Below are 23,337 nucleotides of genomic sequence, written 5' to 3'. Positions count from 1 at the left end.
CCCGAACCTGGAGGGCATGATGAAGGACGACACGAACATCGTCGAGACGATGGCCGAGATCGGCCGCCGCGCCCGCGCCGCCGCCACCGAGCTGGCCACCGCGACCCCCGAAGCCAAGCGCAGCGCGCTTGAAGCCGGGGCAGATGCGCTGGTCGCGCGCACCGATGAGTTGCTGGAAGCCAACGCGAAGGACATGGACTTCGCCCGCGACAAGGGCGTGACGCCCGCGATGCTGGATCGGCTGGAGCTGGACGCCGCTCGGATCGCTGGAATCGCCGACGCGCTGCGGTCTGTCGCGGCGCAGGATGATCCTGTGGGCGAGGTCATGGAAGCGTGGGAGCAGCCGAACGGCCTGAAGTTCGAGCAGGTGCGCTCTCCGCTGGGCGTGGTCGGCGTAATTTATGAAAGCCGCCCGAACGTGACTGCCGACGCTGGCGCGCTGTGCCTGAAGTCAGGCAACGCGGTCATCTTGCGCGGCGGGTCCGAGAGCTTTCATTCGTCGGGCGTGATCCATTCGTGCCTCGTCGAAGGGCTGAAGAAGGCCGGTCTGCCTGAACATGCCGTCCAGCGCGTTCCAACGCGCGACCGTGCCGCGGTCAGCGAGATGCTGCAGATGACGGACGCGATCGACGTGATTGTGCCCCGCGGCGGCAAGGGTCTTGTCGGGCTGGTCCAACGCGAAGCGCGGGTGCCGGTTTTTGCCCATCTCGAGGGAATCGTTCACATCTACATCGACAAGGATGCCGATCCCGAGGTCGCTCTGAATGTCGTGCTGAACGCCAAGACACGGCGCACCGGCATCTGCGGCGCCGCGGAATGCCTGCTGATCCACGAGGACGTCGTAGACACGATCGGCCAGGGCCTCATCCGCGCGTTGATCGAGAAGGACGTCGAGGTCCGCGCCGGCGGTCGTTTGGCCGGGATCGACGGCACTGTCGCCGCGTCCGACGACGACTGGGGGCGCGAGTTCCTCGACAAGATCATCGCAGCGAAGACGGTTCCTGACATCGATGGGGCCATTGCACATATTCGCCGCTACAGCTCGAACCACACCGACTGCATCATAACCGCTGACGATGCGACGGCCGAACGGTTCCTGAACGAGGTGGACAGCGCCATCGTCATGGTGAATGCCTCCACCCAGTTCGCCGACGGCGGCGAGTTCGGCATGGGGGCCGAGATCGGGATCGCCACGGGCCGGCTTCATGCAAGGGGCCCCGTGGGTGCACGTCAGCTGACCTCGTTCAAGTACAAGGTGCGGGGGGCTGGGACCATCCGCCCCTAGGCGGTGATCCTCAGTTGCCCCTCGGCCACGTCGAGGTCAATGCGCCGTCCCAGTTCGGCCGCAGCCACACGGGCGAGCGGGAAGTGGAGATCATTGGCGTCGGGCAGGGCCGCGGTGTCATCGACGAGCTGCATGAGAAGGTCAGGCGCATCACGCATGCGCTCGGCCGCGATTTCGAGCGTGACGCGCGGGCCCATTTCGACCCGGACTGTGCCGCCGAAGGGGATGAGTGTTTCGGCGCAGAGAAGAAGCAGGACACCCAGCTTCGCCTCGCGGCGTTCGAGATCCGATGCGGGCGCCCAGTCGATCTGCATCCGGCGTGACGACAGCGTCTCGATCACGCTGCCAAGTTCGCCCCAGCCGATCTTCTGTCCGGCGCCAGCCATGCCGAAGGCGATGCGGAACAGGCGAATCCTCGCATTCGCTGCGGCAGCACTGTCCGACAGCAGCGCAACTTCGGCGGTGCCGGCCCCGCCCATCATCTCCACCAGTTCGACACCGTTGCAGATCGCGCCCAGAGGGCTGATCAGGTCGTGGCAAATCCTCGACCCGAGCAAAGCGTTCATTTCTGCAGGAACCATCGTCATATCACCTTATCCGCAAGAAGGAATGAACCCATGTCCGACATAAATGCGCTGCTCGAACCGGGCATGATTGTACGCCACCCCGATCGCCCGGACTGGGGAGAGGGGCAGGTGCAGTCCAACATCGGTGGGAAAATCACCGTGATGTTTCGCGACGCGGGAAAAGTGGTCATTGATGGCTCCCACGTAGAACTCGTTCCGGTCTTCTGAATGGCAGGAACCATGCGCGCGGAACCCTTAACAAAGGATTAAGCCGGGTGAGAAGTCCCGACAGGAAATCGCCGCTCGCGCGCATGTTGCCCATATCGACAGGACGCCCTAAGAGCGGTCGGCGAGCCGTGCCGGGACGGGATCCGTGCTGCAATGACAGAGCCCAAATTCGACCTGAGCTTCGCCGCAGGTGAGGCCGACATTCGCGCCGCGCAAGCGCTGAGGTATCGCGTCTTCGTCGAGGAACTTGGTGGCGGCGGCGAAGATGTCGATTATGCCGCGGGCCTCGAGTGTGATGCCTTCGATCCTATCTGCCGTCATCTCATACTGCGCGATCTGGCGCGTGAAGACGATGATCAGGTCGTCGGAGTCTATCGCCTGATGACCGAGGCCGGTGCGGCCGAGGCTGGTCGGTTCTACTCCGAAGCGGAATACGATCTTGCGCCACTACGTCGTTCGGGGCGGAAGCTACTTGAGCTTGGGCGCTCCTGCCTGCACCAGGACTACCGGGGTGGCGCTGCGATGTTCCACATGTGGGCCGGGCTCGCAGAGTTCGTGACGGCCGAGGGGGCCGAAATCCTCTTCGGCGTCGCGTCATTTCATGGCACCGACCTCGACGCTCTTGCCGCCCCTCTGTCGATCCTCGGGCACCGTCACATCGCGCCAACCGAGTTGCGCGTCGCAGCCCGTCCGCCCGAAGCGGTGCCGCTGGCCCGGCTTCCTGAGGAAAGCTACGAGCGGATAGCCGCGATGAAGGATGTCCCGGCGCTGATCAAGGCGTATCTGCGGCTCGGGGGCTGCGTCGGGGAGGGCGCCTGGATCGACCGCAAGTTCAACACGACGGACGTCTGCATGGTCATGGATACTGCGCAGCTGAATGATCGCGCCCGCGCGATCTATGCCCGGCCACGACCGTGACATGGCATTCCGACGTGCCGCCAGAGGTGCCGCGCGTCGGCCCCGGCGGCTACGCGCTCGCCGTGGTGCGTGGGGTGCCGCTGGCGCTGTGGGTCTTCGGGCTGCTAGGGCTGCACATGCTCGTCAGACTGATCGAACGTCCGCTCGCCGGTCTGAACCGTCCCGTGAGTCCCTGGATCACCGTCATCGTCTGTCGCGGGGCACTCTGGCTCATGGGGCTGCCGATGGAAGTGCGCGGGCCGCGGATGACGGGGCAGGGCGCAATGGTAGCGAACCATTCGAGCTGGCTCGACATCTTCGCGCTGAACGCGATCGAGCCGCTCTACTTCGTCTCGAAGTCCGAGGTGGCGGGCTGGCCGGGGGTCGGCGTCTTGGCGAAGGCCACCGGCACGCTCTTCATCCGCCGCGAACGACGCGAGGCGGCCGCTCAGCAGCGCCTTCTTGAGGAGCGGCTGAGCGCCCGACACCGGCTGATGTTCTTTCCCGAGGGCACCTCGACCGACAACCTTCGGGTCGCGCCCTTCAAGACCACGCTGTTTGGAGTGTTCTACTCTGGCGCGCTGGCCGAAGAGATGGAGGTTCAGCCGATCTCGGTCGCCTATCATCCGCCCGCAGGGGCCGAGCCGCGTTATTACGGCTGGTGGGGCGACATGGGTTTCGGCCTGAACCTGGTCAAGGTCCTCGCCACCCGACGCCAAGGGTCGGTGGAGGTGATACGCCACGCGCCGATCCGCGTGGCGGCAATGCCGGATCGCAAGTCTCTTGCCCGCGCGGCCGAGGCCGCCGTGCGGGAAGGGCTCGAGACGGCGAAGCGCGCCCTAGCCAAGGGCGGCGCGTAGGGCGGCCAGACGCTGCACCGGGTCGGGCGCAATCCAGAGCTCTTCACCGAACGCCACGAAATCGGTCGAGGTCTTGAGCCGCGCCAGCTCGGCCTCGGCCAGACCGCCTTCGGCAACCACCGGAACCTCGATCATCTCGGACCACCATTGGAACAGCTCGTCTGCAGCCCGCTCGTCCCCCAGGTCGGGGCCGCCGACGGGTCCGAACGACACGTAGTCTGCACCCATCTCGCCCGCGACCATTCCGTCGTGACGAGAGGCACCACAGAAGGCGCCGACAATGGCCTCGGCACCAAGATCGGCGCGGGCCTTCTTCACCTGTCGCGATCCGTCAGACAGGTGCACCCCGTCAAGCCCGGTGCGATCCGCGAGCTTCCAATGGTCGGCAATTACCAGCGCGACGTCGCGCGGCTCGGTAGTTGCGCGCAAGGCGTCGCAGGCGCGCAGCAGCGTGTCTTCGTCGCGGGTCGCGAGATCGAGCCGCACGCAGGCGATCGGATGGGCGTCGAGCAGCCGGGCGAGTGCGTCCGGCAAGGTGTCCTGCATCAGTGGCGGGGTTACGAGGTAGATCTGGGGCTGGTCGTCTTCGGCCATGGCGCTCTCCGTCACGGGGTCTGGCGGGCGTCTTAGCGGGCGGGAAGGGCTTTGACCATGCCCGGGGGCGGGACTAAACGGACGGGCATGACAAGCCAGCCCTCAATGATCCTCGTGCGCCCGCAGATGGGCGAGAACATCGGCGCCGCCGCGCGCGCCATGCTGAACTTCGGCCTGACGGACATGCGCCTCGTCTCGCCCCGGGACGGTTGGCCGAATCCGAAGGCAACGGCGATGGCCTCGGGCGCCACGCGGGTGCTCGAGACTGCGCGAGTGGCCGATGATGTCGCCGGCGCGGCGGAAGGCTGCGACTACGTCTTTGCCACGACAGCAAGGCCGCGCGACCTGGAGAAGCCTGTCCACGATCCGGAAAGCGCCATGCGCGCAGCCCGCGAGATGATGGCCGAGGGACGCCGCGTCGGCATCCTGTTCGGCGGCGAACGCGCGGGGTTGGCGAACGAGGACGTCGCGCGCGCGCAGGCCATCGTGACCGTGCCGGTGAACCCCGAATTCGCGTCGCTGAACCTTGCCCAATGCGTGCTCTTGATGGCCTACGAGTGGCGCCGCGGCGCCGTCGAACCCCGCGCCGCCGACCCACCGGACGTCGCTCCGGTCGAGGACGTGGAGAGATTCGCCCAGCATTGGGAGCAGCGGCTCGAGGACTCGGGCTTCTTCTTTCCGCCCGAGAAGGCAGGCCACATGAAGCTGACCTTCCGCAACTTCTGGTCCCGCATGCCGATGACGCGCAACGACGTGCAGCTTCTGCACGGTGCGTTGCGGCAACTCGTCCGACCGCGGGACCGCTGACTTCCCTTTGGCGGCTGCGCGGCATAGCTTCGCGCGGCACGGCGACAGGAGTTCCAATGGCCCAGAAACGTTCGATCTTCGAGGAAGTCGGCACCGAAGAGCCCCCGCGCGGGGCGCCGAAGGGCGGCATGATCGACGCTCGCCCCCGCGGCGCGCGAAAGGCGGTGCGGGCGTGGCTTTGGGTCCTGTTCGCGCTGGTCGTGGTGATGATCGCCGTGGGTGGCCTGACGCGGCTGACCGACTCAGGCTTGTCGATCACCGAATGGGCCCCGGTGACGGGCGCGATCCCGCCCCTGAACGAGGCTGATTGGCAGGCCGAGTTTGACGCCTATCAGCAGATCCCCGAGTTTCAGTTGCAGAACTTCCAGATGACCCTGGGCGAGTTCAAGTCGATCTACTGGTGGGAATGGGGCCACCGGCAGCTGGGCCGCGTGATCGGCCTTGTCTGGGCCTTGGGCTTCGTCGGTTTCCTCGTCACTCGGAAAATCCCGCCCGGCTGGACGGGCCGGCTGATCCTTCTGGGCGCACTGGGCGGGCTGCAGGGGGCGATCGGCTGGTGGATGGTAGCCTCGGGGCTCGGGGATGATCGTCTGGACGTGGCGTCCTACCGTCTTGCCACACATCTGGGCTTGGCCTTCGTGATCCTGGGGCTGATCGCATGGTACGCCGCGCACCTGTCGCGTACCGAGGGAGAGCTGATCCAGGCCCGCCGCGCGCGTGAGCCCGTGCTGACGCGCTTCGCAAGCTGGCTTCTGGCACTGACCTTCCTTCAGATCATCCTCGGCGCGCTGGTCGCGGGGATCGACGCAGGCCGCAACTACATCGACTGGCCGCTGATGGCCGGGGGCTTCTTTCCGCCTGACGCCTTCGGGATCGAGCCGGTGTGGCGCAACTTTTTCGAAAACGATGCGACCGTGCAGTTCATGCACCGCATGACCGGCTACTTGCTGTTCGTGGTGGGCCTCGTGTTCTTCCTGCGGGCGCGCAAGTCGTCGCTGCGCAAGACCCGCGCGACGTGGCACGCAGTCATCGCGATGCTGGTGCTGCAGATCATCCTCGGGATCGTCACGGTGATGCACTCGTCGCCGTGGTACCTGGCGATCCTGCACCAGCTTGGCGCCGTGGCGCTGTGGGTCTTCATCATCCGCGCGCGACACCAGAACGCGTATCCCGCCCAGCAATCCGTGAGGACCGCATGACCGCCTATGACGAGTTGATGGCCTTCCAGCGCGAGACGGAGGTGCTGTCGCAGGTGGCCGGCCGGCTCGGATGGGACCAGGAGACGGTGATGCCTCGCGGTGCGGCCGAGCAGCGCGGCGAAGAGATGGGGGTTCTCGAAGGCCTCCTTCATGCCCGCCGTACCGATCGACGGATCGGCGAGTGGCTGGCAGCCGCCGAATCTGAGGACGAGGTGGCCGAGGCGAACCTGCGCCACATCCGCCGCAGCTACGAGCGCACGGCCCGCGTGCCGGCGCGTCTGGCGAGCGCGCTGGCCAAGACCACGTCGATCGCGCAGGGGAAGTGGGCGGCTGCGCGGGCAGCGGATGATTTCGCCGCCTTCGCGCCGGTGCTGGCTGAGATCGTGCGCCTGAAGCGGGAAGAAGCCGACGCCCTTGCAGACGGTGGTGACCTCTATGATGCGCTGCTGGACGACTACGAACCCGGCGCCACGGCCGAGACCCTTGTCGCCATGTTCGGCGCCCTGCGCCCGCGCCTGATCGCGCTGCGCGACGCCTGCCTCGGGGCTGAGCGGCAGCCTGCGCGGCTTGACGGGACGTTCCCGCCGGACGCGCAGCTCATGCTTGCCGAGAAGCTCGCAGCCGCCTTCGGCTATGACTTCGACCGCGGGCGGATCGACCGGGCGGTTCATCCGTTCAGCTCGGGCAGCGGCATGGACGTGCGGATCACCACCCGCACCGATCCGGTCGACCCGTTTAACTGCCTCTACTCGACGATTCACGAGGTCGGGCACGCGACCTACGAACAAGACATCGACGACGCATATCTGTTCACGCCGCTCGGCCAAGGGGTGTCGATGGGGGTGCACGAAAGCCAGTCGCGCCTCTACGAGAACCAGCTAGGCCGGTCTCGCGCCTTCACGGGCTGGCTTCATGGACAGATGGCCGAGCTGTTCGGCGATCCGGGCCTCGACGCCGATGCGTTCTTCGCCACGGTGAATCGCTTGCATCGCGGATATATCCGCACCGAGTCGGACGAGGTGCAATACAACCTCCACGTCCTCCTGCGCTTTGATCTGGAACGCCAGCTGATCGCGGGAACACTCGATCCCGCGGATCTGGATGAGGCCTGGAACGCCAGGTTCGAAGCCGATTTCGGCTACCGCCCCACGCGTGCGTCGGAGGGGTGTTTGCAGGACGTGCATTGGTCCGTTGGGCTCTTTGGCTACTTTCCAACCTACACTCTCGGCAATGTCTATGCTGGGTGCCTGCATGCGGCGCTGCGCCGGGACCTTCCAGACCTAGACGCGGCGCTCGCTGAGGGCGAGCCGCGGGTGGCGACGGAGTGGCTGCGCGACCGGGTGCAGGTCCACGGCGGCCTCTACCAGCCGCGCGAGCTGATACAACGCGCGGCCGGAGAGGCGCCGACGGAGGCGCCGCTCCTGGACTATCTCGAAGCCAAGTTCGGCGCGATCTACGGCCTCTAGACGGACGCCGGGCGAAGGTCGGTCCAGATCATCCGGCTAGACGGCAGGGCTGGAAGGGTCTGCATCTCGAAATGCAGATCCTGCCGCGGCCGGATATAGTCGATGCGCGTGGTCCACTCGGTGAAGGCGCGCATCAGGGCGATGGTGATCCATTCGCCGGGACAACGATGGCCGCTCGCGTGGTCGCCACCGCCTTGCGCAATCAGGTCATAGGGGCCGATGTCGCGATCCTGAAACCGGCTGGGACGGAACATGTAGGGGTCGTCCCATACGCGGGCGTCCCGGTTGGTCCCATAGATATCGAGGATCACACGCGTGCCGGCCGCGACCGCGTCGCCCTCGATTTCGATGTCGCGAGCCGTGCGCGCCGCAAGCATCGGGAAGAACGGAGCGGTGCGCCGGACCTCCTGCACCAGGTTCTCTGGCGCTTCCTCGGCTGCGGCGCGGGCGCGTTCATGGGTTGCCAAGGCGTGGGCGGTGAAGGTCAGGAACGCCGAGACGGCGATGACCGGGCGGATCACGTTGAGCAGTTCGACCGCGGCGACCTCGCGGCCCAGCGGGTCGCCCTGGGCGGTGCGGTAGCCCGCAATCTCGTCCAGCGCCGAGCCGCGGGGCGGCCGAATTTTGCCCGCGCGCGTATTCGAGACCAGTTCGCCGGCCCAGGCGTTGGCCTTGCGCCGCGCGGTGACGCCTTTGACGAAGGCCCAGTTCAGCGGCGCCGCATGCTCGAACAGGTCCGACAGCATTCCGGCATGGGTTGCGGAACGGCTATCGGGCACGCCGGCCCATGTGCAGGCGACCCGGGTCAAGAGGCGGATCATCTCATCCTGCACGACGACCCTGCCGGGACGGGCCTCGGCCAACCGATCCAGCTCTTCGCTGAACGCGGCCGCCAGTTGAGCGGGCACGTTCCGGGTCATCAGCCCGAGGAACAGCGCCTTCCGGCGCCTGTGCTCCTCACGATCAAGGCTCTGAACGCCGCCACGACCGAACAGCGTTTCCCTTAGGAACCACGGCGCTGCGCCGTTGCGCATCATGTCGTCGCTATAGAAAAGCTGCGCCTTCTCAGGTCCGGTCAAAAATACCGTGTCGCCAAGCATCAGCTTGCCGCGGAAGGCATCGGCGCCAAGCCGATCGGCAACGCGCGAGACGGCGCGGTAAGGGTCGCGCGAAATAAAACGGGTCAGATCGCCCTGGGGAGCGTGGGGTAAGGACATGGGGTTCTCTCGTCAGTCTGTGTGCCGACATAATCCTAGATGCCCTGACGTCGCCCCGTCAGTGCAGGAAACCGGACCAAAATCCCCGTGAGGTCATCACCTCCTTAAGGGCAGGCGCGTCGTCCGTCATCAACCCGTCCACGCCGAGGTCCAAAAGCGCGTGCATCTCGAGGGGATCGTTCACCGTCCAGACATGGATTGCGGCCCCTCGATCATGCGCCGCCTTGATGAACCGTGGCGTGACGATCGGGATACTGCGCCATGTCGGCGGCACCTGCAGGCACGGCGCTCCGCGTCCGCCCACGGGCACGCCCCAACCGCCCGCCCAAATACGCGCAATTTCCGCCATCGCGGGCGACCAGCAAAGGCGAGATCCCAACCTCTGGCGCAAGGCGCGGGTCCGGCGTGTGTCGAACGAGGCCGCGCAGACCCTGTCGAGCGCGCCCTTGATGGCGTCACCCATGGGACGCACGACGTCGTCTGTCTTGGCATCGATGTTCAGTCGCAGGCGTGGGTGATCGGACAGAACCTCGTCGAGCCGCACGATCCGGCCTCCCCCCACCAGCCGGCGCGTGCTGAGATCGGTCCAGTCGCGGTCGGCAATACGACCGGGCTCGCCCAGAAGGCGCTCTGTCGTGTCGTCATGGAACAGCACCGCCACCCCGTCGCGCGTGGCCTGCACGTCCGTCTCGACATAGCCGTAACCTGCCGACACTGCGGCATCGATGGCTTCGGCCGAATTCTCGGCCACGCCGTCCGCATGGCCGCGGTGTGCGAAGGCAATCGGGTCGGACGCGTCCAGGTAGGGATGGCGCGCCCGACCCGTCATAGCGGGCGGATGCGAAGGCGGGTGATCCGGTTGTCCATCCGCTGCATCACCTCGAACCGAAATCCGTGGAAGCTGAAGACCTGGCCTTGCGTTGGGATTGTCTGCGCCTCGTGAATGACGAGGCCGGCGATCGTGATGGCTTCGTCGTCGGGCAGTTGCCAGTCGGCAGCACGGTTCAGGTCGCGAATGGTCATGCCGCCATCGACGATCCAGTCGCCGCTTTCGGTGCGGCGGTAGGGGGCCTCTTCGTCGAGGTCGAATTCGTCCGTGATCTCGCCCACGATCTCTTCGAGGATATCCTCTAGCGTGATGAGGCCCTGCAGCACCCCGTACTCGTCGACTACCAACGCAAAGTGCGTATGGCGGCGCAGGAACTCGCGCATCTGGTCGTCGAGCGTCGTGACCTCGGGCACGAAATAGGGGGGCATCGCCACGTCGGCGATGTCGAAATCCGCCAACTCCTCGCCGGCGGCTGCGGCGGCACGGCGGGCATAGATCGCGCGCAGCAGATCCTTGGCGTGGATCACGCCGATGATGTTCTCATGGCTCTCGCGATAGACCGGCAGGCGCGTATGCGGACTGTCGAGGCATTGGCGCACAAGCTCGGCCGGGGGATCATCCGCGTTCAACATCTGAATCTTGGACCGGTGGAGCATGATCTCTTCGACCGTCCTCTCGGCCAGGTCCAACGCACCGAGGATGCGGTCGCGGTCCTCCTTTTCGACGACGCCCTCGGAGTGGCCGAGATTCAGCGCGCCCTCGATCTCTTCACGGATGGCAAGGATCTGGCTGTTGGGATCGGTCTGCACGCCGAAAAGCCGCAGAAGCAACCGAACCAGCGCCCGCACCGCACCGACCACGGGCGCAAAGACGCGCACGATGATCCCGATCGGCGCCGAGACGCGCGAGGCCGCAGTCTCGGCATTGGTGATGGCGTAGGTCTTGGGCAGCACCTCGGCGAAGATGAGCACCAGCAGCGTCATGATCAGCGTCGCCAGCGCAACGCCGGACTCGCCGAAGAGCCGGGTGAACAACGCCGTGGCCAGCGAGGTCGCGAGGATGTTCACTAGGTTGTTGCCCAGCAGGACCGAGCCGATCAGCCGCTCGTTGTCTTGCGTGATCTCCAGCGCCAGAAGCGCGCCCTTGCTGCCCTTGTCGGCCTGGCTACGCAGCTTGCCGCGCGATGCCGCGGTCAGCGCGGTTTCCGAGCCCGAGAAGAATGCGGAGCACAGGAGGAGAAACAGGATGGCGCCAATCGAAATCCAGAAGGCGCCGTCGAAGAGGCTAGATGAAGGGTCCATGGTCTTTCGTTATGGTGCGCCGGGTGGGGACTGACAAGATCAGCTCTTGGCAAGCGGGTGGTGGTCCAGCACGAGTTCCCTCAGCCGCTGGTCGAGAACATGGGTGTAGATCTCGGTCGTTGCCACATCGGCATGACCCAGAAGCGCCTGGATGGCCATCAGGTCGGCGCCGCCGGCCAGGAGGTGGGTGGCGAATGCGTGGCGCAGCGTGTGAGGCGTGATCGCGGCGGGATCAAGCCCGGCCTCAAGCGCCATTTCCTTGATCAACTGGAAGAAGCGGTGCCGTGTCAGGTGCCCCGCCTTCCCGCGCGAGGGGAAGAGAAAACGAGACGGCGCGCGCGTATCCTCGGCTGCGTCGCGGGTGACGAGCCATGCAGACAGCGCCTGCCGGGCGCCTTCGGTCAGAGGCACCATGCGCTCTTTGCCGCCCTTGCCGCGGATCAGCAGCATTCGCGGGTCGCCTCGTGCCGCCGCGACCGGAAGGGACACAAGTTCGGTCACGCGCATCCCGGTGGCGTAGAGCAATTCGAGCAGGCAGCCGTTGCGCACGCGGTCGCCCTCGGCGCGGCCGGTGCGCCCGGCTGCGTCGATCAGGCGATCCACGTCCTCGACCTCGATCGTCTTGGGCAGGCGCTTTTCGCGGCCGGGGCCCTTGATGCGGATGGCTGGATTGTCGTCGCGCCAGCCTTCTTCATAGGCGAAGCGGAAGAACCCCTTGATCGCGGACAAGCGCCGCGCACGGGTCGAGACTGCGAAACCCTGCGCCTCGCAATGGATGAGGTAACCCTCGACGTGGTCGCGCGTGATCCCGGCAACATCGTCGGTGGCGATCCACGTTCCGAAGTCGTGGAGGTCACGGGCATACGCAAGGCGGGTGTTTTCGGCCGCGCCCATTTCTGCGGATCGGGCGTCGATGAAAGTGGCGATCTGGCGCGCGATGCTCATGGCGTCGTGTCCGTCAGCAGCAGGTCGATGGCGGCACGGAAGGCCGCATCCCGCTGACCGGCCGCGGTGAGCGTCGCGAGGCCCGCGGACAGTGCATCCAAGTTGCCGCCCCAGCCGTCCTGGAGGTTTGTCGCCGCCTCAAGAAGCGCTCCGCCGATCCTGCCTGCGTCGATGCGCTCCCGCGTCTCTTCGGGCGCCGGCCCGGACAGGCCGGCCGTAATCGCCGCGATCACGGGGTCCGCGCTGCCCGGCTGCGGCACCTCGCGAGCCAGAAGCGAGGCGATGACGGGATCGTCCGGCGGCGGGGCTTCGACATCGGCGAGAGCGGCGAGGCGGCGCGAAATCTCCTGCGCCTCGCCCGAGAGATCGAAATCGATCAGCTGAGGCGCAACCTGGTGGGCGAGGGTGTTCAGAAGGCCCGCCGCGTGCATCCGCTCCCACGCAGGAACGAGCGCCTTCGCAACCCGTTCGGGGTCCTCGTCTTCGAGCGAGTCCTTCAGTCGCTGCACGGCCGCAATGCGGTCCCACGGCTGACCTGACGCCGCGGGGGCACGTTCGGAATAGACCTTCCACAGGCGATCGCTGTCGATGGCACCATAGCTGGCAAGTCGTTCGGCAGCTTCGACGCGCGCCTTCCAGCCGGTGTTCTTCCGCAAATCCGCAACGGCGAAGGGCAGGGGCAGGACAGGGGTTCGCAGGGGCTCTCCGACCGCCTCGTAGATGATGAATTCCAGTGTGCTCGGCATCGACGGTGGCGGCAGGAGCGCCGGACCGGCGAGATCGTCGAGGAAGCGCGTCAGGAGCTCGGTCTCGGCGGCGTCAATGACGCCAAGCGCCCGCGCAGTCTCCAGAGTGACCACGGCGGCAGGCCAGTCGCCCGAGCGTGCGAGGCAGAAGATGCGCACGGGATAGGTCGGTGTGATCTCGGGCAAGGCGCGCATGCGGTCGCAAGCCGCGTTCTCGTCCCCCGTCAGGATCGTCATGTCAAACCAGCGACGGAAGATCTCGGGCTGGTGCATACCCGCCCGCTCCATCAGCGCGCGCGCCGTGTCCAGCCTGCCAAGCGCCATCAGCGCGTCGAGCCGTGCGAGAAAAAATGCCTCGCCGTCCTTGCTTCCCGCAGGCGGCGGGGCCGAGACACGAAGCATGTCGTGCAGCAGCGTCTGCATCGGTGCGCTTTTCGGGGGCTCTAGCGCCTGGAGCCGTTGGACGAGGTCGGAGAGATCCGATCGCTGCCACAGCCCCTCTGGCAGTCCGACCTCGGCCGGCTCTACCAAGCCCACATGATCGGGCACGGGCCTGTCGAGGGGCAGCACGGTGATCGGACCGGTCATAGCCGAGCGGGCAACTGGCTCCTTGTCAGGCTCATCGACCGCGGCCCCCTCGGCGGTCGCGGCGTGCCACAGCGCAGCGACGGGCGCTTCTTGTGCCGCGGCGCCCCAAGCCAGCGCGGCGCCAGCAAGAAGAAAGGTCGCCGGATTAGCGCGCATTCAGATCCACAGGTTCGCTCACGTCGCGGCTTTGAGGGTCCAGATCACCCAGATAGGCGAAGCCCACCAGTCCGATGAACCCGATGACCGCCATAATGGCGACGAATTTCAGCAGCTTGAGCATTGCCCGTCCTTTTTGCCCCTCGTCCCCGGCACTGCGTCCGGTGTGCCGGCCGTTTATAGCTGGTCTTTCCGACAAGATCACGCCATTCAGGGGCCGTTTCTCGAAACTTGAGCGGGACCGTGCTGACCTGATGCGCAGACTGAAGAAAACCGTTTGCATGGTCGGCATGATGGGCGCGGGCAAAACCGCGATCGGATCGGCCGTGGCACGAACGCTTGGTGTGCCATTCGTCGATTCGGATGCCGAGATCGAGCGCGCCGCGAACGCGACCATAGCCGAGATCTTTACCCGCTATGGTGAACCGTTCTTCCGCCAGAAGGAAAGCCAGGTCCTGATCCGCCTGCTCGAAGGCGAGCCGTGCATCCTGTCCACCGGCGGCGGCGCATACCTGGCCGAGGCGAACCGGGCGGCGATCACCTCGCGCGGTGCCGCGGTCTGGATCAAGGCCGCGCCGCAGCTTCTCTGGTCGCGGGTGCGCCACAAGGACACGCGGCCGCTCTTGAGAACCGCCGACCCGAAAAAGACGCTCTATGACCTCATCGCGCAGCGCGAGCCGCTCTACGCGCTGGCGGACCTCTCGGTCGAGGCCGAGCCGGACATGAGCGTGGAGCGCATGGCGGAAAAGACGATTGACGTGATTGCCACCCGCCCCGACCTTTTGGAGATGGATTGATGCACGACGTCCGAGTCGACCTTGGCAGCCGCAGCTATGACGTGCGCATCGGCTCTGGCCTGCTGTCCCGCGCGGGGAGCGAGATCGCGCCGCTTCTGAAGCGGCCGCGCGTCGCGATCCTGACGGACGAGACAGTGGCAGGGCTGCACCTTGATCCACTGCGGCATGCGCTTGCCATGGCGGGAATTGAGGCAACCGCGACGACGCTGCCCGCGGGCGAGGCGACCAAGTCCTGGGATCACCTGGGCCGCGCGGTCGAGTGGCTGCTGGCAGAGCGGATCGAGCGGCGCGACATCGTCGTCGCACTTGGCGGGGGCGTGATCGGCGACCTTGCGGGCTTTGCCGCCGCGATCTTGCGGCGGGGCGTCCGCTTTGTGCAGATCCCGACGACGCTGCTGGCGCAGGTCGACAGTTCGGTCGGCGGCAAGACGGGCATCAACGCGAAGGCCGGCAAAAACCTGATCGGCGCATTTCACCAACCCTCACTCGTGCTGGCGGATATCGACGTACTTGGCACGCTCAATGCTCGGGACTTTCTGGCCGGCTACGGCGAGGTGGCGAAGTACGGTCTGCTGGGCGACGCCGAGTTCTTTCAGTGGCTCGAAAAGAACGGACCCGACATGGCGCGGGGTGATACGGCGCTGCGGGCCGAGGCGGTGCGCCGGTCGGTGCAGATGAAGGCCGACATCGTTTCGCGTGACGAGACCGAGCAAGGGGACCGCGCCCTTCTGAACCTGGGCCACACGTTCTGCCATGCTCTTGAGGCTGCCACTGGCTATTCGGACCGGCTTCTACACGGCGAAGGGGTGGCGATTGGCTGTGCGCTGGCGTTCGAGCTGTCCGCGCGTCTGGGCCTCTGCCCGCAGGAAGAGCCGAGCCGCGTGCGCGCTCACCTGACCGAGATGGGGACCAAGAAGGACCTTTCCGACATTCCCGGCGATCTGCCGGATGCGGAGGGGCTTCTTGACCTCATGTCGCAGGACAAGAAGGTGCAGGATGGTCAGTTGCGGCTGATCCTGGCCCGCGGAATCGGGGACACCTTCGTCACGGCTGATGCGCCGCGCGATGCCATAGGTGCTGTGCTTGCCGACGCTCTTGCCGCCCGCTGAGCGCCATGCACGTCACTTTTGACGAGGGTCCCCTTGGGACCGGAACGCGCTTTGCCGATCCGGTCCGCCTGATTGAGGTCCACGCGCCCGAAGACGTGATTCCGGCCTTCGAGGCGCTAGAAGCCGAAAGGCGCCGCGGCAGGTGGTTGGCGGGGTATGTCAGCTACGAAGCCGGCTACGTCCTGTCGCACAAGTTGGCCGACCTGCTGCCTTCGGAGCGCGAGGTGCCGCTGCTCTCGTTCGGCGTATTCGAGGCGCCCGAACCGGCGGCACCCGTCGCGGCCGGCTCCGCCCATCTATACGACCTGACGCCCCGATGGGGGGCGGATCGATACGAAACCGCATTCGCGCAAGTCCACGACTACATCGGCGCCGGCGACATTTACCAAGCGAACCTGACCTTTCCCATCGATGCGCACACGACCGGCAAGCCTCGCGATCTTTATGCCGCCTTGATCGCGCGACAGCCCGTCCGGGACGGCGCGCTGGTCGAGCTGGGGGGGCCGTCGATCCTTTGCCGCTCGCCCGAGCTGTTCTTCGACATCGACGCAAGCGGCCGCATTCGGACGCGGCCCATGAAGGGCACCGCCCCGCGTGGTGCGACGCAGGAGCAGGACACGGCCATGCGCGCGGAACTTGAGGCGAGCGAGAAGAACCGCGCCGAGAACCTGATGATCGTGGACCTCCTGCGCAATGACATCAGTCGGATCTGCCGGATTGGCTCGGTGCGCGTGCCGCGCCTGTTCCACATCGAGAGCTACGAGACGTTGCACCAGATGGTCTCGGACGTAGAAGGGACGTTGCAGCCTGGCGTCGGCATCCCGGAGATCTTCGGCGCCCTGTTTCCCTGCGGCTCGATCACGGGCGCTCCTAAGATCCGGGCTATGCAGATCCTGGGCGAGCTCGAGGCAGCCCCCCGCGGCGTCTACTGTGGCGCTGTCGGTTGGATTGCGCCGAACGGCGCAATGCGAATGGGCGTGGCGATCCGCACGGTCACCGTCTGGCCGGGCGGTCGCGCGCGGCTGGATGTCGGCGGCGGCGTGGTCCACGATTCGACCGGCGCTGGGGAATACGAGGAGGCGCTATGGAAAGCCCGTTTCGCGACGCTCCCCCGGGACTGAGGGTCATCGAAACGCTACGTCTGACTCCCTCGGGTCCCGTGCGCGGTGATCGACATCTCGCCCGCATGGCAAGAACCTGCGTGCTGCTGGGGCTGCCGTTCGACGAAGGGAAGGTGCGCGCGGCGCTCGATGCGGCGCGGGGGACGGTGGACCTGCGGGCGCGCCTCAGTGTTGGAGTGGATGGGCTAGACCTGGCCTGCACTCGGCTGCCGCCCGCGCCTACTGCTTGGACCGTTGCCCTTGCCGAGCTGCACATCGCGGCGAGTGATCCGTGGCGGTCGGTGAAGACCACCCACCGTGCGATCTACGACACGACACGCGCGGCGCTGCCTGCCGACCTCGACGAGATGATCTTCCTAAACGACTCGGGCCGGATTGCGGAAGGCACGATCACGAACATCTTCGTGGAGCGGGGCGGAACGCTCGCTACGCCCCCAGTCGAGGCTGGTGCATTGCCGGGCATTCTGCGCGAAGAGCTGCTCGAAACCGGAAGAGCCGAGATCTGCGATGTCGCCCCCGACGACCTGCGACGGGAGCGATTCTATTGCGGTAACTCGCTAAGGGGCCTGATTCTCGCGCGTTTGGCCAACTAGTCGATCAGAACGGGATCTCGTCGTCCATGTCGGAGTATCCGCCACCGCCGCCACCACGACCTTCGTCATAGCCGCCGCCACCGCCACCGGAGCGGCCGCCGCCACCGCTGCGGTCGTCATCGTAACCACCACCACCACCTCCACCGCCTTCGCCGCGACCGTCGAGCATCGTCAGAGTCGAAGTGAACGGACGCAGTACGACCTCGGTGGAATAGCGGTCCTGGCCGCTCTGATCCTGCCATTTGCGGGTTTCAAGCTGGCCTTCGATATAGACCTTCGAGCCCTTGCGCAGGTACTGCTCGGCCACGCGCGCCAGCGGTTCCGAGAAGATCGCGACCGAATGCCATTCGGTCCGCTCGCGGCGCTCTCCGGTGTTGCGGTCCTTCCACGTCTCGGAGGTCGCGATTCGCAGATTGCAGACCTTCCCGCCGTTCGAGAACGTCCGCGTCTCGGGATCGCGGCCCAGATTCCCGATCAGGATCACCTTGTTGACAGACCCGGCCATGCAGACGCTCCTTGTTCGATTCAGCGGTTTCCGCTTCGTGGCACATATGGCGGGGATGTTTAACAGGCGCTTGCCCGACGGGCTGGAAAAATTCGTAGTCCGACTGTAACATACCGCGAAAATCGACGGGGGCATACATGATCCGACAGATCGCGGTCGCGGCGCTTTTGCTCGCGCCCGGCGTTGCCGGGGCCGACACGTTGTTCGCGTCCAAAGGAACATCCGATTTTAGCGCGAAGCTGGGCGTGCTCGATAGTCGTGCCGCCTCGCAATACGAGGGGTCGAAGCGGCTTCAACCCGTGATCAAGAAAGCACCCGAGCGGCGCATTTCGACTGCGGTCACGCCCGTGCGGACAGGGTCCTACCGTGGCGCATATCTCGACGTCGCGCGCATGGCGGCTCGGAAGCACGGCATTCCCGAGGCACTGTTCCTAAATCTGGTGCAGCGCGAAAGCGCGTGGGATCCGGCGGTTGTCAGCCACAAGGGCGCCATCGGTCTAGCGCAGCTGATGCCCGACACTGCGCGGCAGATGGGGGTTGATCCCTACGACCCCACACAGAATCTTGAAGGCGGCGCGCGTTACCTCGCGATACAGTATCGCGCGTTCAAAGACTGGCGGCTGGCGCTTGCCGCCTACAACGCGGGTCCGGGCGCGGTGATCGAGTACGGCGGCATTCCGCCGTATGCCGAGACCACGGCCTACGTCACCGCGATCCTCGGCCAGTAACTCGGAAGGATCGCGCCGCGCCGATCACTCCCACTCGATCGTTCCCGGAGGCTTCGACGTGATGTCATAGGTCACCCGGTTGATTCCGCGCACGTTGTTGATGATCCGCGTGGCCGTCTCGCCGAGGAAGTCGTGGCTGAACGGATAGTAGTCAGCCGTCATTCCATCGACGCTGGTCACCGCGCGAAGGGCGCAGGCGTAGTCGTAGGTGCGCCCGTCGCCCATGACACCGACTGTCCGGACGGGCAGGATCGCGACAAAGGCCTGCCAGATTTCATCATAGAGCCCGTGCTTGCGGATCTGGTCGATGAAGATCGCGTCGGCCTCGCGTAAAATCTCGAGCTTGGCGCGTGTGATCTCTCCGGGGCAGCGGATGGCAAGACCGGGTCCAGGGAAGGGGTGGCGGCCGATAAAGTGTGCCGGCAGCCCCAGGTCGCGCCCCAATGCGCGGACTTCGTCCTTGAAGAGCTCGCGCAGAGGCTCAACCAACTGCATGCCCATCTTTTCGGGCAAGCCGCCGACGTTGTGGTGGCTCTTGATTGTTACGGATGGACCGCCAGAGAAGCTGACGCTCTCGATCACGTCGGGGTAGAGCGTGCCTTGTGCGAGAAAATCGGCGCCGCCAATGGCGTGGGCGTGCTTCTCGAACACATCGATGAAGAGCTTGCCGATGATCTTGCGCTTCTGTTCCGGGTCGCTGACGCCTTCGAGCGCGGTCAGGAACAGGTCGCTTTCGTCGGCGTGGATAATCGACAGGTTCATGTGGTCGCGGAACATCGCGACGACCTCATCCCCCTCGTTCTTGCGCAGCAGACCATGGTCAACGAAGACGCAGGTGAGTTGGTCGCCGATCGCCTCGTGAATCAGCGCCGCGGTCACGGACGAGTCGACTCCGCCGGAAAGCGCGCAGATGACCTTGCCGTCGCCTACCTGGTCACGGATCGCCTGCACTGCCTGGTCGCGATACGCCTGCATCGTCCAGTCGCCGGTGAAGCCGGCGAGGGCGCAGAAGTTCTCGAACAGCTTGGACCCGTTCGGCGTGTGGTGCACCTCGGGGTGGAATTGAGTGGCAAAGAAACGCCGAGCCGGATCGGCGACGACCGCGAACGGGGCACCGGGCGATGTCGCATAGGGCGCGAAGCCGGGCGCGAGCTGAGAGACGTGGTCGCCGTGGCTCATCCAGACCTGTTCGCGGTGGCCTTGGAACCAGCCATTGAAGATCTCGAGGCGATCCTCGGTGGGTTCAAGATAAGCGCGACCGAACTCGGCCGAGCCATGCGTGCGGACCACTTCGCCGCCCAGCATGTGCATCATCACCTGCTGCCCGTAGCAAATACCCAGCACCGGAACGCCCAGCTCGAATACCTTGGCAGGCGGTTTCGGGCTACCTTCGTCGGGAACGCTCGCCGGACCACCCGACAGGATGATCGCGCGGGGGGCAAATTCGTCGAGGAACGCCTCGTCCACAGCATTGAACGGGTGGATTTCACAGTAGACGCTGATCTCGCGCAGCCGTCGCGCGATCAGCTGCGTCACCTGACTGCCGAAGTCGATGATGAGGAGCTTCTGGTGATCGGCCTGATCGGCCGGTTCGATCGGTGCGTCTGTCATGCGCTGCCGATAGCGCCACGGGCTGGCGTGCGCAAGCATCGGAGCGCCTTGCAGGAGAGAGTATGGCGCGGGGTTGCCCTGGTAGCCCCGCGCCACGACCTACGCAGCAGGGCCGGTCGCTCTCTTCGCGTCGCGGTCATCGGCTCGGGAGCCTGTACCGCGCTTTCATTATTGCGCGGTAACCTTAACAACGCATTGAGGCGGATCCGGTCTCCCGCATCCGCCTCTTATATCGTCTTCAGCGCAGGGCGCTGGATCAGCCTTGCTTGGCGTGACGTTTGCGCTCGTGCGGGTCGAGGTAGCGCTTGCGCAGGCGGATGGCGTTCGGCGTGACTTCGACCAGCTCGTCGTCGTCGATATACGCAATCGCCTCTTCGAGCGACATGCGGACTGGAGTGGTCAGGCGGACAGCTTCGTCGGTGCCGCTGGCGCGCACGTTGGTCAGCTGCTTGCCCTTCAGCGGGTTGATCTCGAGATCGTTGTCGCGGCTGTGCTCACCGAGGATCATGCCCTGGTAGACGGCTTCTTGTGCGCCGATGAAGAACTTGCCGCGGTCCTCGAGCTTCCATAGTGCGTAGGCGACAGACGTTCCGTTCTCCATCGAGATCAGCACGCCCTGACGGCGGCCGGGAATCGGGCCTCGATGCGGTTGCCACGCGTGGAAGACCCGGTTCAAAACGCCGGTGCCGCGCGTGTCGGTCAGGAATTCGCCATGGTACCCGATCAACCCGCGTGAAGGGACATGCGCAACAATCCGCGTCTTGCCCGCGCCAGCCTGCCGCATCTCGACGAGGTCGCCCTTCCGGGGGCCAGTCAGCTTTTCGATGACCGAGCCGGAATACTCGTCGTCCACGTCGATCGTCGCTTCCTCGATCGGCTCGTGCAGCACGCCGTCGATCTCGCGCATCAGGACCTGCGGGCGGGAGATCGATAGCTCGAATCCCTCGCGGCGCATGTTCTCGATCAGAACGCCCATCTGCAGCTCGCCACGGCCCGAGACAACGAAGGCCTCGCCGCCCTCGGTGTCCTCGACCTTGATCGCAACGTTCGATTCGGCCTCGGTCATCAGGCGGTCACGGATCACGCGCGACTGAACCTTCTTGCCGTCGCGGCCGGCAAGGGGGCTGTCGTTGATGCCGAAGGTGACCGAGATCGTCGGCGGGTCGATCGGTTGCGCATAGAGCGGCTCGTCCACGGCGAGCGCACAGATCGTGTCCGCGACGGTCGCCTTCTGCATGCCCGACAGCGTGACGATGTCGCCCGCGGCCGCCTCGTCGATGTCGGTGTAATCGACGCCGCGGAACGCGCGGATGCGGCTGACACGGAACTGCTCGATCAGCTGGCCCTGCCGCGACAGAGCCTTCACCGTGGCGCCGGCCTTGAGGCGGCCGGACTCGACACGGCCCGTCAGCAGGCGGCCAAGGAACGGGTCGGCCGAAAGCGTGGTCGCGAGCATCCGGAAGTCCTCGCCCTGCCGCTTCTGCTGCTTCGGGGGCGGGACGTGACGGACGATCAGGTTGAACAGCGCGTCCAGGCCCTTGCGCGGGCCGTCAAGTTCGGCATCCGCCCAGCCGGAGCGGCCGCTGGCGTAGAGATGCGGAAAGTCGAGCTGGTCCTCGTTCGCATCGAGCGAAGCGAACAGGTCGAACACCTCGTCGAGCGCCCGGTCGGGTTCGGCGTCGGGCTTGTCGACCTTGTTCAGCACCACGATGGGGCGCAGGCCGAGGGCAAGCGCCTTCGACGTCACGAACTTGGTCTGCGGCATCGGACCTTCGGCGGCGTCCACAAGAAGCACCACTCCGTCCACCATCGACAGGATCCGCTCGACCTCGCCACCGAAATCGGCGTGGCCGGGGGTGTCGACGATGTTGATGCGGGTGTCTTTCCACTCGACACTGGTGTTCTTGGCGAGGATGGTGATGCCACGCTCTCGCTCGAGGTCGTTCGAGTCCATCGCGCGTTCGACCACCTGCTGGTTCTCGCGATAGACGCCCGACTGCTTGAGAAGCTCGTCCACGAGGGTCGTCTTGCCGTGATCGACGTGGGCGATGATGGCGATATTGCGCAGATCCATGAAGGGTCCTTTCCGGAGGTCGCCGGCGCCTTACCTTGCACTCGCCCCAATGGGAAGCGGGAAAGGTCGCTGCCACTTCATCGCGAGCACGCCCGCAGCCGCGTGAAGTCAGTGCGGCGTGGCCCCGGAAAACAGCTGGATGACGAGAATACCCGCGAGAATCATCGTCATGCCGATGACGGCCGGCAGATCGAGGGGCTGGCGGAACACAAGCCACCCGATCAGCGCGATGAAAAGGATGCCGAGGCCCGACCAGATCGCATAGGCCACGCCGACGGGAATGGTGCGCAGGACTAGCGAAAGGAACCAGAAGGCGGTCGCGTAGCCGATCACGACGAGCGCCGAGGGCAGGGGCCTCGTGAACTGCTTGCTGGCCTGCAGCGCCGAGGTGCCGACAGTCTCGGCCATCACCGCCAGCACAAGATAGAAGTAGGCCATGGCACCCTCCTTCAGGTGGCGATATAGCGGTCGCGGCGGTGATTTATCGCGATCACGAGGTTCAGCACGACCGCACCCAAAAGCGACCAGAGCACGACGTCCCACGGGAAGAGGAACGCGGCAACCGAGAAGAGGACGAGGTCGAAAAGCAACTGCACGTGGCCGGCTCGGAAGCCGGACGTGTCCTGGATGAGAAGCGCGACCACGCCGACACCGCCAAGCGATCCACCGTGGCGGAACAGCGCGAGCAGACCAGATCCGGTAAGCGCGCCGAAGATCACGGCGCCGAGCCAGAGATTCAGGCGGTCGATGGCGAAACCGATGGGCAGAAGCTCGGTCAGGATCGACAGGATCGTTACCGAAATCAGGCTCTTTGCGGTGAAGACCGGGCCGAGGCGGCGCCAGGCCAACCAGTAGAATGGCAGGTTGATCACGAAGAAGATCGGCCCGAAGGACCAGCCGGAGAGATACGAGATGATGACCGCCAGACCCGCGGTCTGCCCGGTGATGAGCCCGCAGAACGTCAGGACCTGCAATCCGAGGGCACACATGAAGGTGCCGAATGCAATGCCTTGCGCGTCGTCGAAGAGGGTATGCTGAGAGGGTTCGGACATGGGGCCTTCTTGCGCCCGCGGCAGGGAACGGCAAGCCCTCCGCCGCAGGTCTTGGCGGTCGAT

At 65.7% G+C, this 23,337-nt stretch carries 25 protein-coding genes; 12 read left to right on the top strand and 13 right to left on the bottom strand.

The window, feature by feature from the left end; translation table 11 throughout:
- The first annotated feature begins 19 nt into the window (after window positions 1-19).
- Window positions 20-1,285, top strand: a complete 1,266-nt coding sequence (locus ACFDS3_RS05540; RefSeq protein ID WP_375261349.1) for a glutamate-5-semialdehyde dehydrogenase — start codon at window positions 20-22, stop codon at window positions 1,283-1,285.
- On the opposite strand, the gene ACFDS3_RS05535 is transcribed toward ACFDS3_RS05540, so the two are convergent.
- Window positions 1,282-1,866, bottom strand: a complete 585-nt coding sequence (locus tag ACFDS3_RS05535; RefSeq protein ID WP_375261348.1) for a histidine phosphotransferase family protein — start codon at window positions 1,864-1,866, stop codon at window positions 1,282-1,284. The two genes, ACFDS3_RS05540 and ACFDS3_RS05535, sit on opposite strands and share 4 nt — an antisense overlap.
- Before the next feature lie 36 nt (window positions 1,867-1,902).
- Here ACFDS3_RS05535 and ACFDS3_RS05530 point away from each other — a divergent pair, with 36 nt between their 5' ends.
- From ACFDS3_RS05530 to ACFDS3_RS05520, 3 genes are all read left to right on the top strand, one after another.
- Window positions 1,903-2,079, top strand: a complete 177-nt coding sequence (locus tag ACFDS3_RS05530; protein WP_375261347.1) for a DUF3553 domain-containing protein — start codon at window positions 1,903-1,905, stop codon at window positions 2,077-2,079.
- Window positions 2,080-2,232: 153 nt separating this feature from the next.
- The gene (locus ACFDS3_RS05525; protein ID WP_375261346.1) at window positions 2,233-2,997 is read left to right on the top strand and encodes a GNAT family N-acetyltransferase; all 765 of its coding nucleotides are present in this window, start codon (window positions 2,233-2,235) and stop codon (window positions 2,995-2,997) included.
- Complete coding sequence (locus ACFDS3_RS05520; RefSeq protein WP_375261345.1) at window positions 2,994-3,836, top strand: lysophospholipid acyltransferase family protein; 843 nt, start codon at window positions 2,994-2,996, stop codon at window positions 3,834-3,836. Before ACFDS3_RS05525 ends, ACFDS3_RS05520 begins: the two co-directional genes overlap by 4 nt.
- Here the strand turns inward: ACFDS3_RS05520 and ACFDS3_RS05515 are convergent.
- Complete coding sequence (locus ACFDS3_RS05515) at window positions 3,816-4,430, bottom strand: thiamine phosphate synthase (RefSeq protein ID WP_375261344.1); 615 nt, start codon at window positions 4,428-4,430, stop codon at window positions 3,816-3,818. The two genes, ACFDS3_RS05520 and ACFDS3_RS05515, sit on opposite strands and share 21 nt — an antisense overlap.
- Before the next feature lie 87 nt (window positions 4,431-4,517).
- Here ACFDS3_RS05515 and ACFDS3_RS05510 point away from each other — a divergent pair, with 87 nt between their 5' ends.
- Genes ACFDS3_RS05510 through ACFDS3_RS05500 form a run of 3 tightly spaced genes read left to right on the top strand, consistent with a single transcriptional unit; the run spans window position 4,518 to window position 7,902 of the window.
- Window positions 4,518-5,237: an RNA methyltransferase gene (locus ACFDS3_RS05510; protein ID WP_375261343.1), complete on the top strand. Its 720-nt coding sequence runs from the start codon at window positions 4,518-4,520 to the stop codon at window positions 5,235-5,237.
- A gap of 56 nt (window positions 5,238-5,293) precedes the next feature.
- Window positions 5,294-6,436 carry a heme A synthase gene (gene ctaA / locus ACFDS3_RS05505; RefSeq protein WP_375261342.1) on the top strand — a complete coding sequence of 381 codons (1,143 nt, stop codon included), beginning with the start codon at window positions 5,294-5,296 and terminating at the stop codon, window positions 6,434-6,436.
- On the top strand, window positions 6,433-7,902 hold the full coding sequence (locus ACFDS3_RS05500) for a carboxypeptidase M32 (RefSeq protein WP_375261341.1): 1,470 nt from the start codon (window positions 6,433-6,435) through the stop codon (window positions 7,900-7,902). Before ctaA ends, ACFDS3_RS05500 begins: the two co-directional genes overlap by 4 nt.
- Here ACFDS3_RS05500 and ACFDS3_RS05495 read toward each other — a convergent pair.
- From ACFDS3_RS05495 to ACFDS3_RS05470, 6 genes are read right to left on the bottom strand one after another with little or no spacing between them, the layout of a single operon-like run.
- Entirely contained in the window at window positions 7,899-9,119 is a 1,221-nt protein-coding gene (locus tag ACFDS3_RS05495; protein ID WP_375261340.1) for a cytochrome P450, read from the bottom strand. The two genes, ACFDS3_RS05500 and ACFDS3_RS05495, sit on opposite strands and share 4 nt — an antisense overlap.
- A gap of 58 nt (window positions 9,120-9,177) precedes the next feature.
- Window positions 9,178-9,948: a glycerophosphodiester phosphodiesterase family protein gene (locus tag ACFDS3_RS05490; protein ID WP_375261339.1), complete on the bottom strand. Its 771-nt coding sequence runs from the start codon at window positions 9,946-9,948 to the stop codon at window positions 9,178-9,180.
- Window positions 9,945-11,249, bottom strand: a complete 1,305-nt coding sequence (locus tag ACFDS3_RS05485; RefSeq protein WP_375261338.1) for an HlyC/CorC family transporter — start codon at window positions 11,247-11,249, stop codon at window positions 9,945-9,947. Before ACFDS3_RS05485 ends, ACFDS3_RS05490 begins: the two co-directional genes overlap by 4 nt.
- Before the next feature lie 39 nt (window positions 11,250-11,288).
- Window positions 11,289-12,194 (bottom strand): site-specific tyrosine recombinase XerD, encoded by a 906-nt coding sequence (locus tag ACFDS3_RS05480; protein WP_375261337.1) that lies wholly within the window; start codon window positions 12,192-12,194, stop codon window positions 11,289-11,291.
- Window positions 12,191-13,684 (bottom strand): hypothetical protein, encoded by a 1,494-nt coding sequence (locus ACFDS3_RS05475; protein WP_375261336.1) that lies wholly within the window; start codon window positions 13,682-13,684, stop codon window positions 12,191-12,193. Before ACFDS3_RS05475 ends, ACFDS3_RS05480 begins: the two co-directional genes overlap by 4 nt.
- Window positions 13,674-13,808: a hypothetical protein gene (locus tag ACFDS3_RS05470; protein WP_375261335.1), complete on the bottom strand. Its 135-nt coding sequence runs from the start codon at window positions 13,806-13,808 to the stop codon at window positions 13,674-13,676. The genes ACFDS3_RS05475 and ACFDS3_RS05470 overlap by 11 nt, the downstream gene beginning before the upstream one ends.
- 127 nt (window positions 13,809-13,935) lie before the next feature.
- On the opposite strand from ACFDS3_RS05470, the gene ACFDS3_RS05465 reads away from it, so the two are divergent.
- The 4 genes from ACFDS3_RS05465 to ACFDS3_RS05450 are packed head-to-tail and all read left to right on the top strand — an operon-like array spanning window position 13,936 to window position 17,304.
- On the top strand, window positions 13,936-14,481 hold the full coding sequence (locus ACFDS3_RS05465) for a shikimate kinase (protein WP_375261369.1): 546 nt from the start codon (window positions 13,936-13,938) through the stop codon (window positions 14,479-14,481).
- Window positions 14,481-15,590, top strand: a complete 1,110-nt coding sequence (gene aroB / locus ACFDS3_RS05460) for a 3-dehydroquinate synthase (protein WP_375261334.1) — start codon at window positions 14,481-14,483, stop codon at window positions 15,588-15,590. Before ACFDS3_RS05465 ends, aroB begins: the two co-directional genes overlap by 1 nt.
- Before the next feature lie 5 nt (window positions 15,591-15,595).
- A complete protein-coding gene (locus tag ACFDS3_RS05455) occupies window positions 15,596-16,711 on the top strand; it encodes an aminodeoxychorismate synthase component I (protein WP_375261333.1) in 1,116 nt (371 codons plus the stop codon).
- Window positions 16,675-17,304, top strand: coding sequence for an aminotransferase class IV (locus ACFDS3_RS05450; protein WP_375261332.1), 630 nt, complete (start codon window positions 16,675-16,677; stop codon window positions 17,302-17,304). Before ACFDS3_RS05455 ends, ACFDS3_RS05450 begins: the two co-directional genes overlap by 37 nt.
- Before the next feature lie 4 nt (window positions 17,305-17,308).
- Here ACFDS3_RS05450 and ssb read toward each other — a convergent pair whose 3' ends face one another.
- Window positions 17,309-17,809 carry a single-stranded DNA-binding protein gene (ssb, locus tag ACFDS3_RS05445; protein ID WP_375261331.1) on the bottom strand — a complete coding sequence of 167 codons (501 nt, stop codon included), beginning with the start codon at window positions 17,807-17,809 and terminating at the stop codon, window positions 17,309-17,311.
- Between the two features lie 137 nt (window positions 17,810-17,946).
- Here ssb and ACFDS3_RS05440 point away from each other — a divergent pair, with 137 nt between their 5' ends.
- Entirely contained in the window at window positions 17,947-18,537 is a 591-nt protein-coding gene (locus ACFDS3_RS05440) for a lytic transglycosylase domain-containing protein (protein WP_375261330.1), read from the top strand.
- Between the two features lie 24 nt (window positions 18,538-18,561).
- Here ACFDS3_RS05440 and guaA read toward each other — a convergent pair whose 3' ends face one another.
- From guaA to ACFDS3_RS05420, 4 genes are all read right to left on the bottom strand, one after another.
- A complete protein-coding gene (gene guaA / locus ACFDS3_RS05435; protein ID WP_375261329.1) occupies window positions 18,562-20,148 on the bottom strand; it encodes a glutamine-hydrolyzing GMP synthase in 1,587 nt (528 codons plus the stop codon).
- A gap of 256 nt (window positions 20,149-20,404) precedes the next feature.
- A complete protein-coding gene (typA, locus tag ACFDS3_RS05430; RefSeq protein ID WP_375261328.1) occupies window positions 20,405-22,222 on the bottom strand; it encodes a translational GTPase TypA in 1,818 nt (605 codons plus the stop codon).
- Between the two features lie 108 nt (window positions 22,223-22,330).
- Window positions 22,331-22,660, bottom strand: coding sequence for a DMT family transporter (locus ACFDS3_RS05425; protein WP_375261327.1), 330 nt, complete (start codon window positions 22,658-22,660; stop codon window positions 22,331-22,333).
- An 11-nt stretch (window positions 22,661-22,671) separates the two neighbouring features.
- Entirely contained in the window at window positions 22,672-23,274 is a 603-nt protein-coding gene (locus tag ACFDS3_RS05420) for a YitT family protein (protein WP_375261326.1), read from the bottom strand.
- Window positions 23,275-23,337: the final 63 nt, after the last annotated feature.

The organism is Palleronia sp. (assembly GCF_042089775.1).
GTDB lineage: Bacteria > Pseudomonadota > Alphaproteobacteria > Rhodobacterales > Rhodobacteraceae > Palleronia.
Note: the sequence above shows the minus strand (reverse complement) of the source record. Positions and strands in the feature narration are given on the sequence as shown.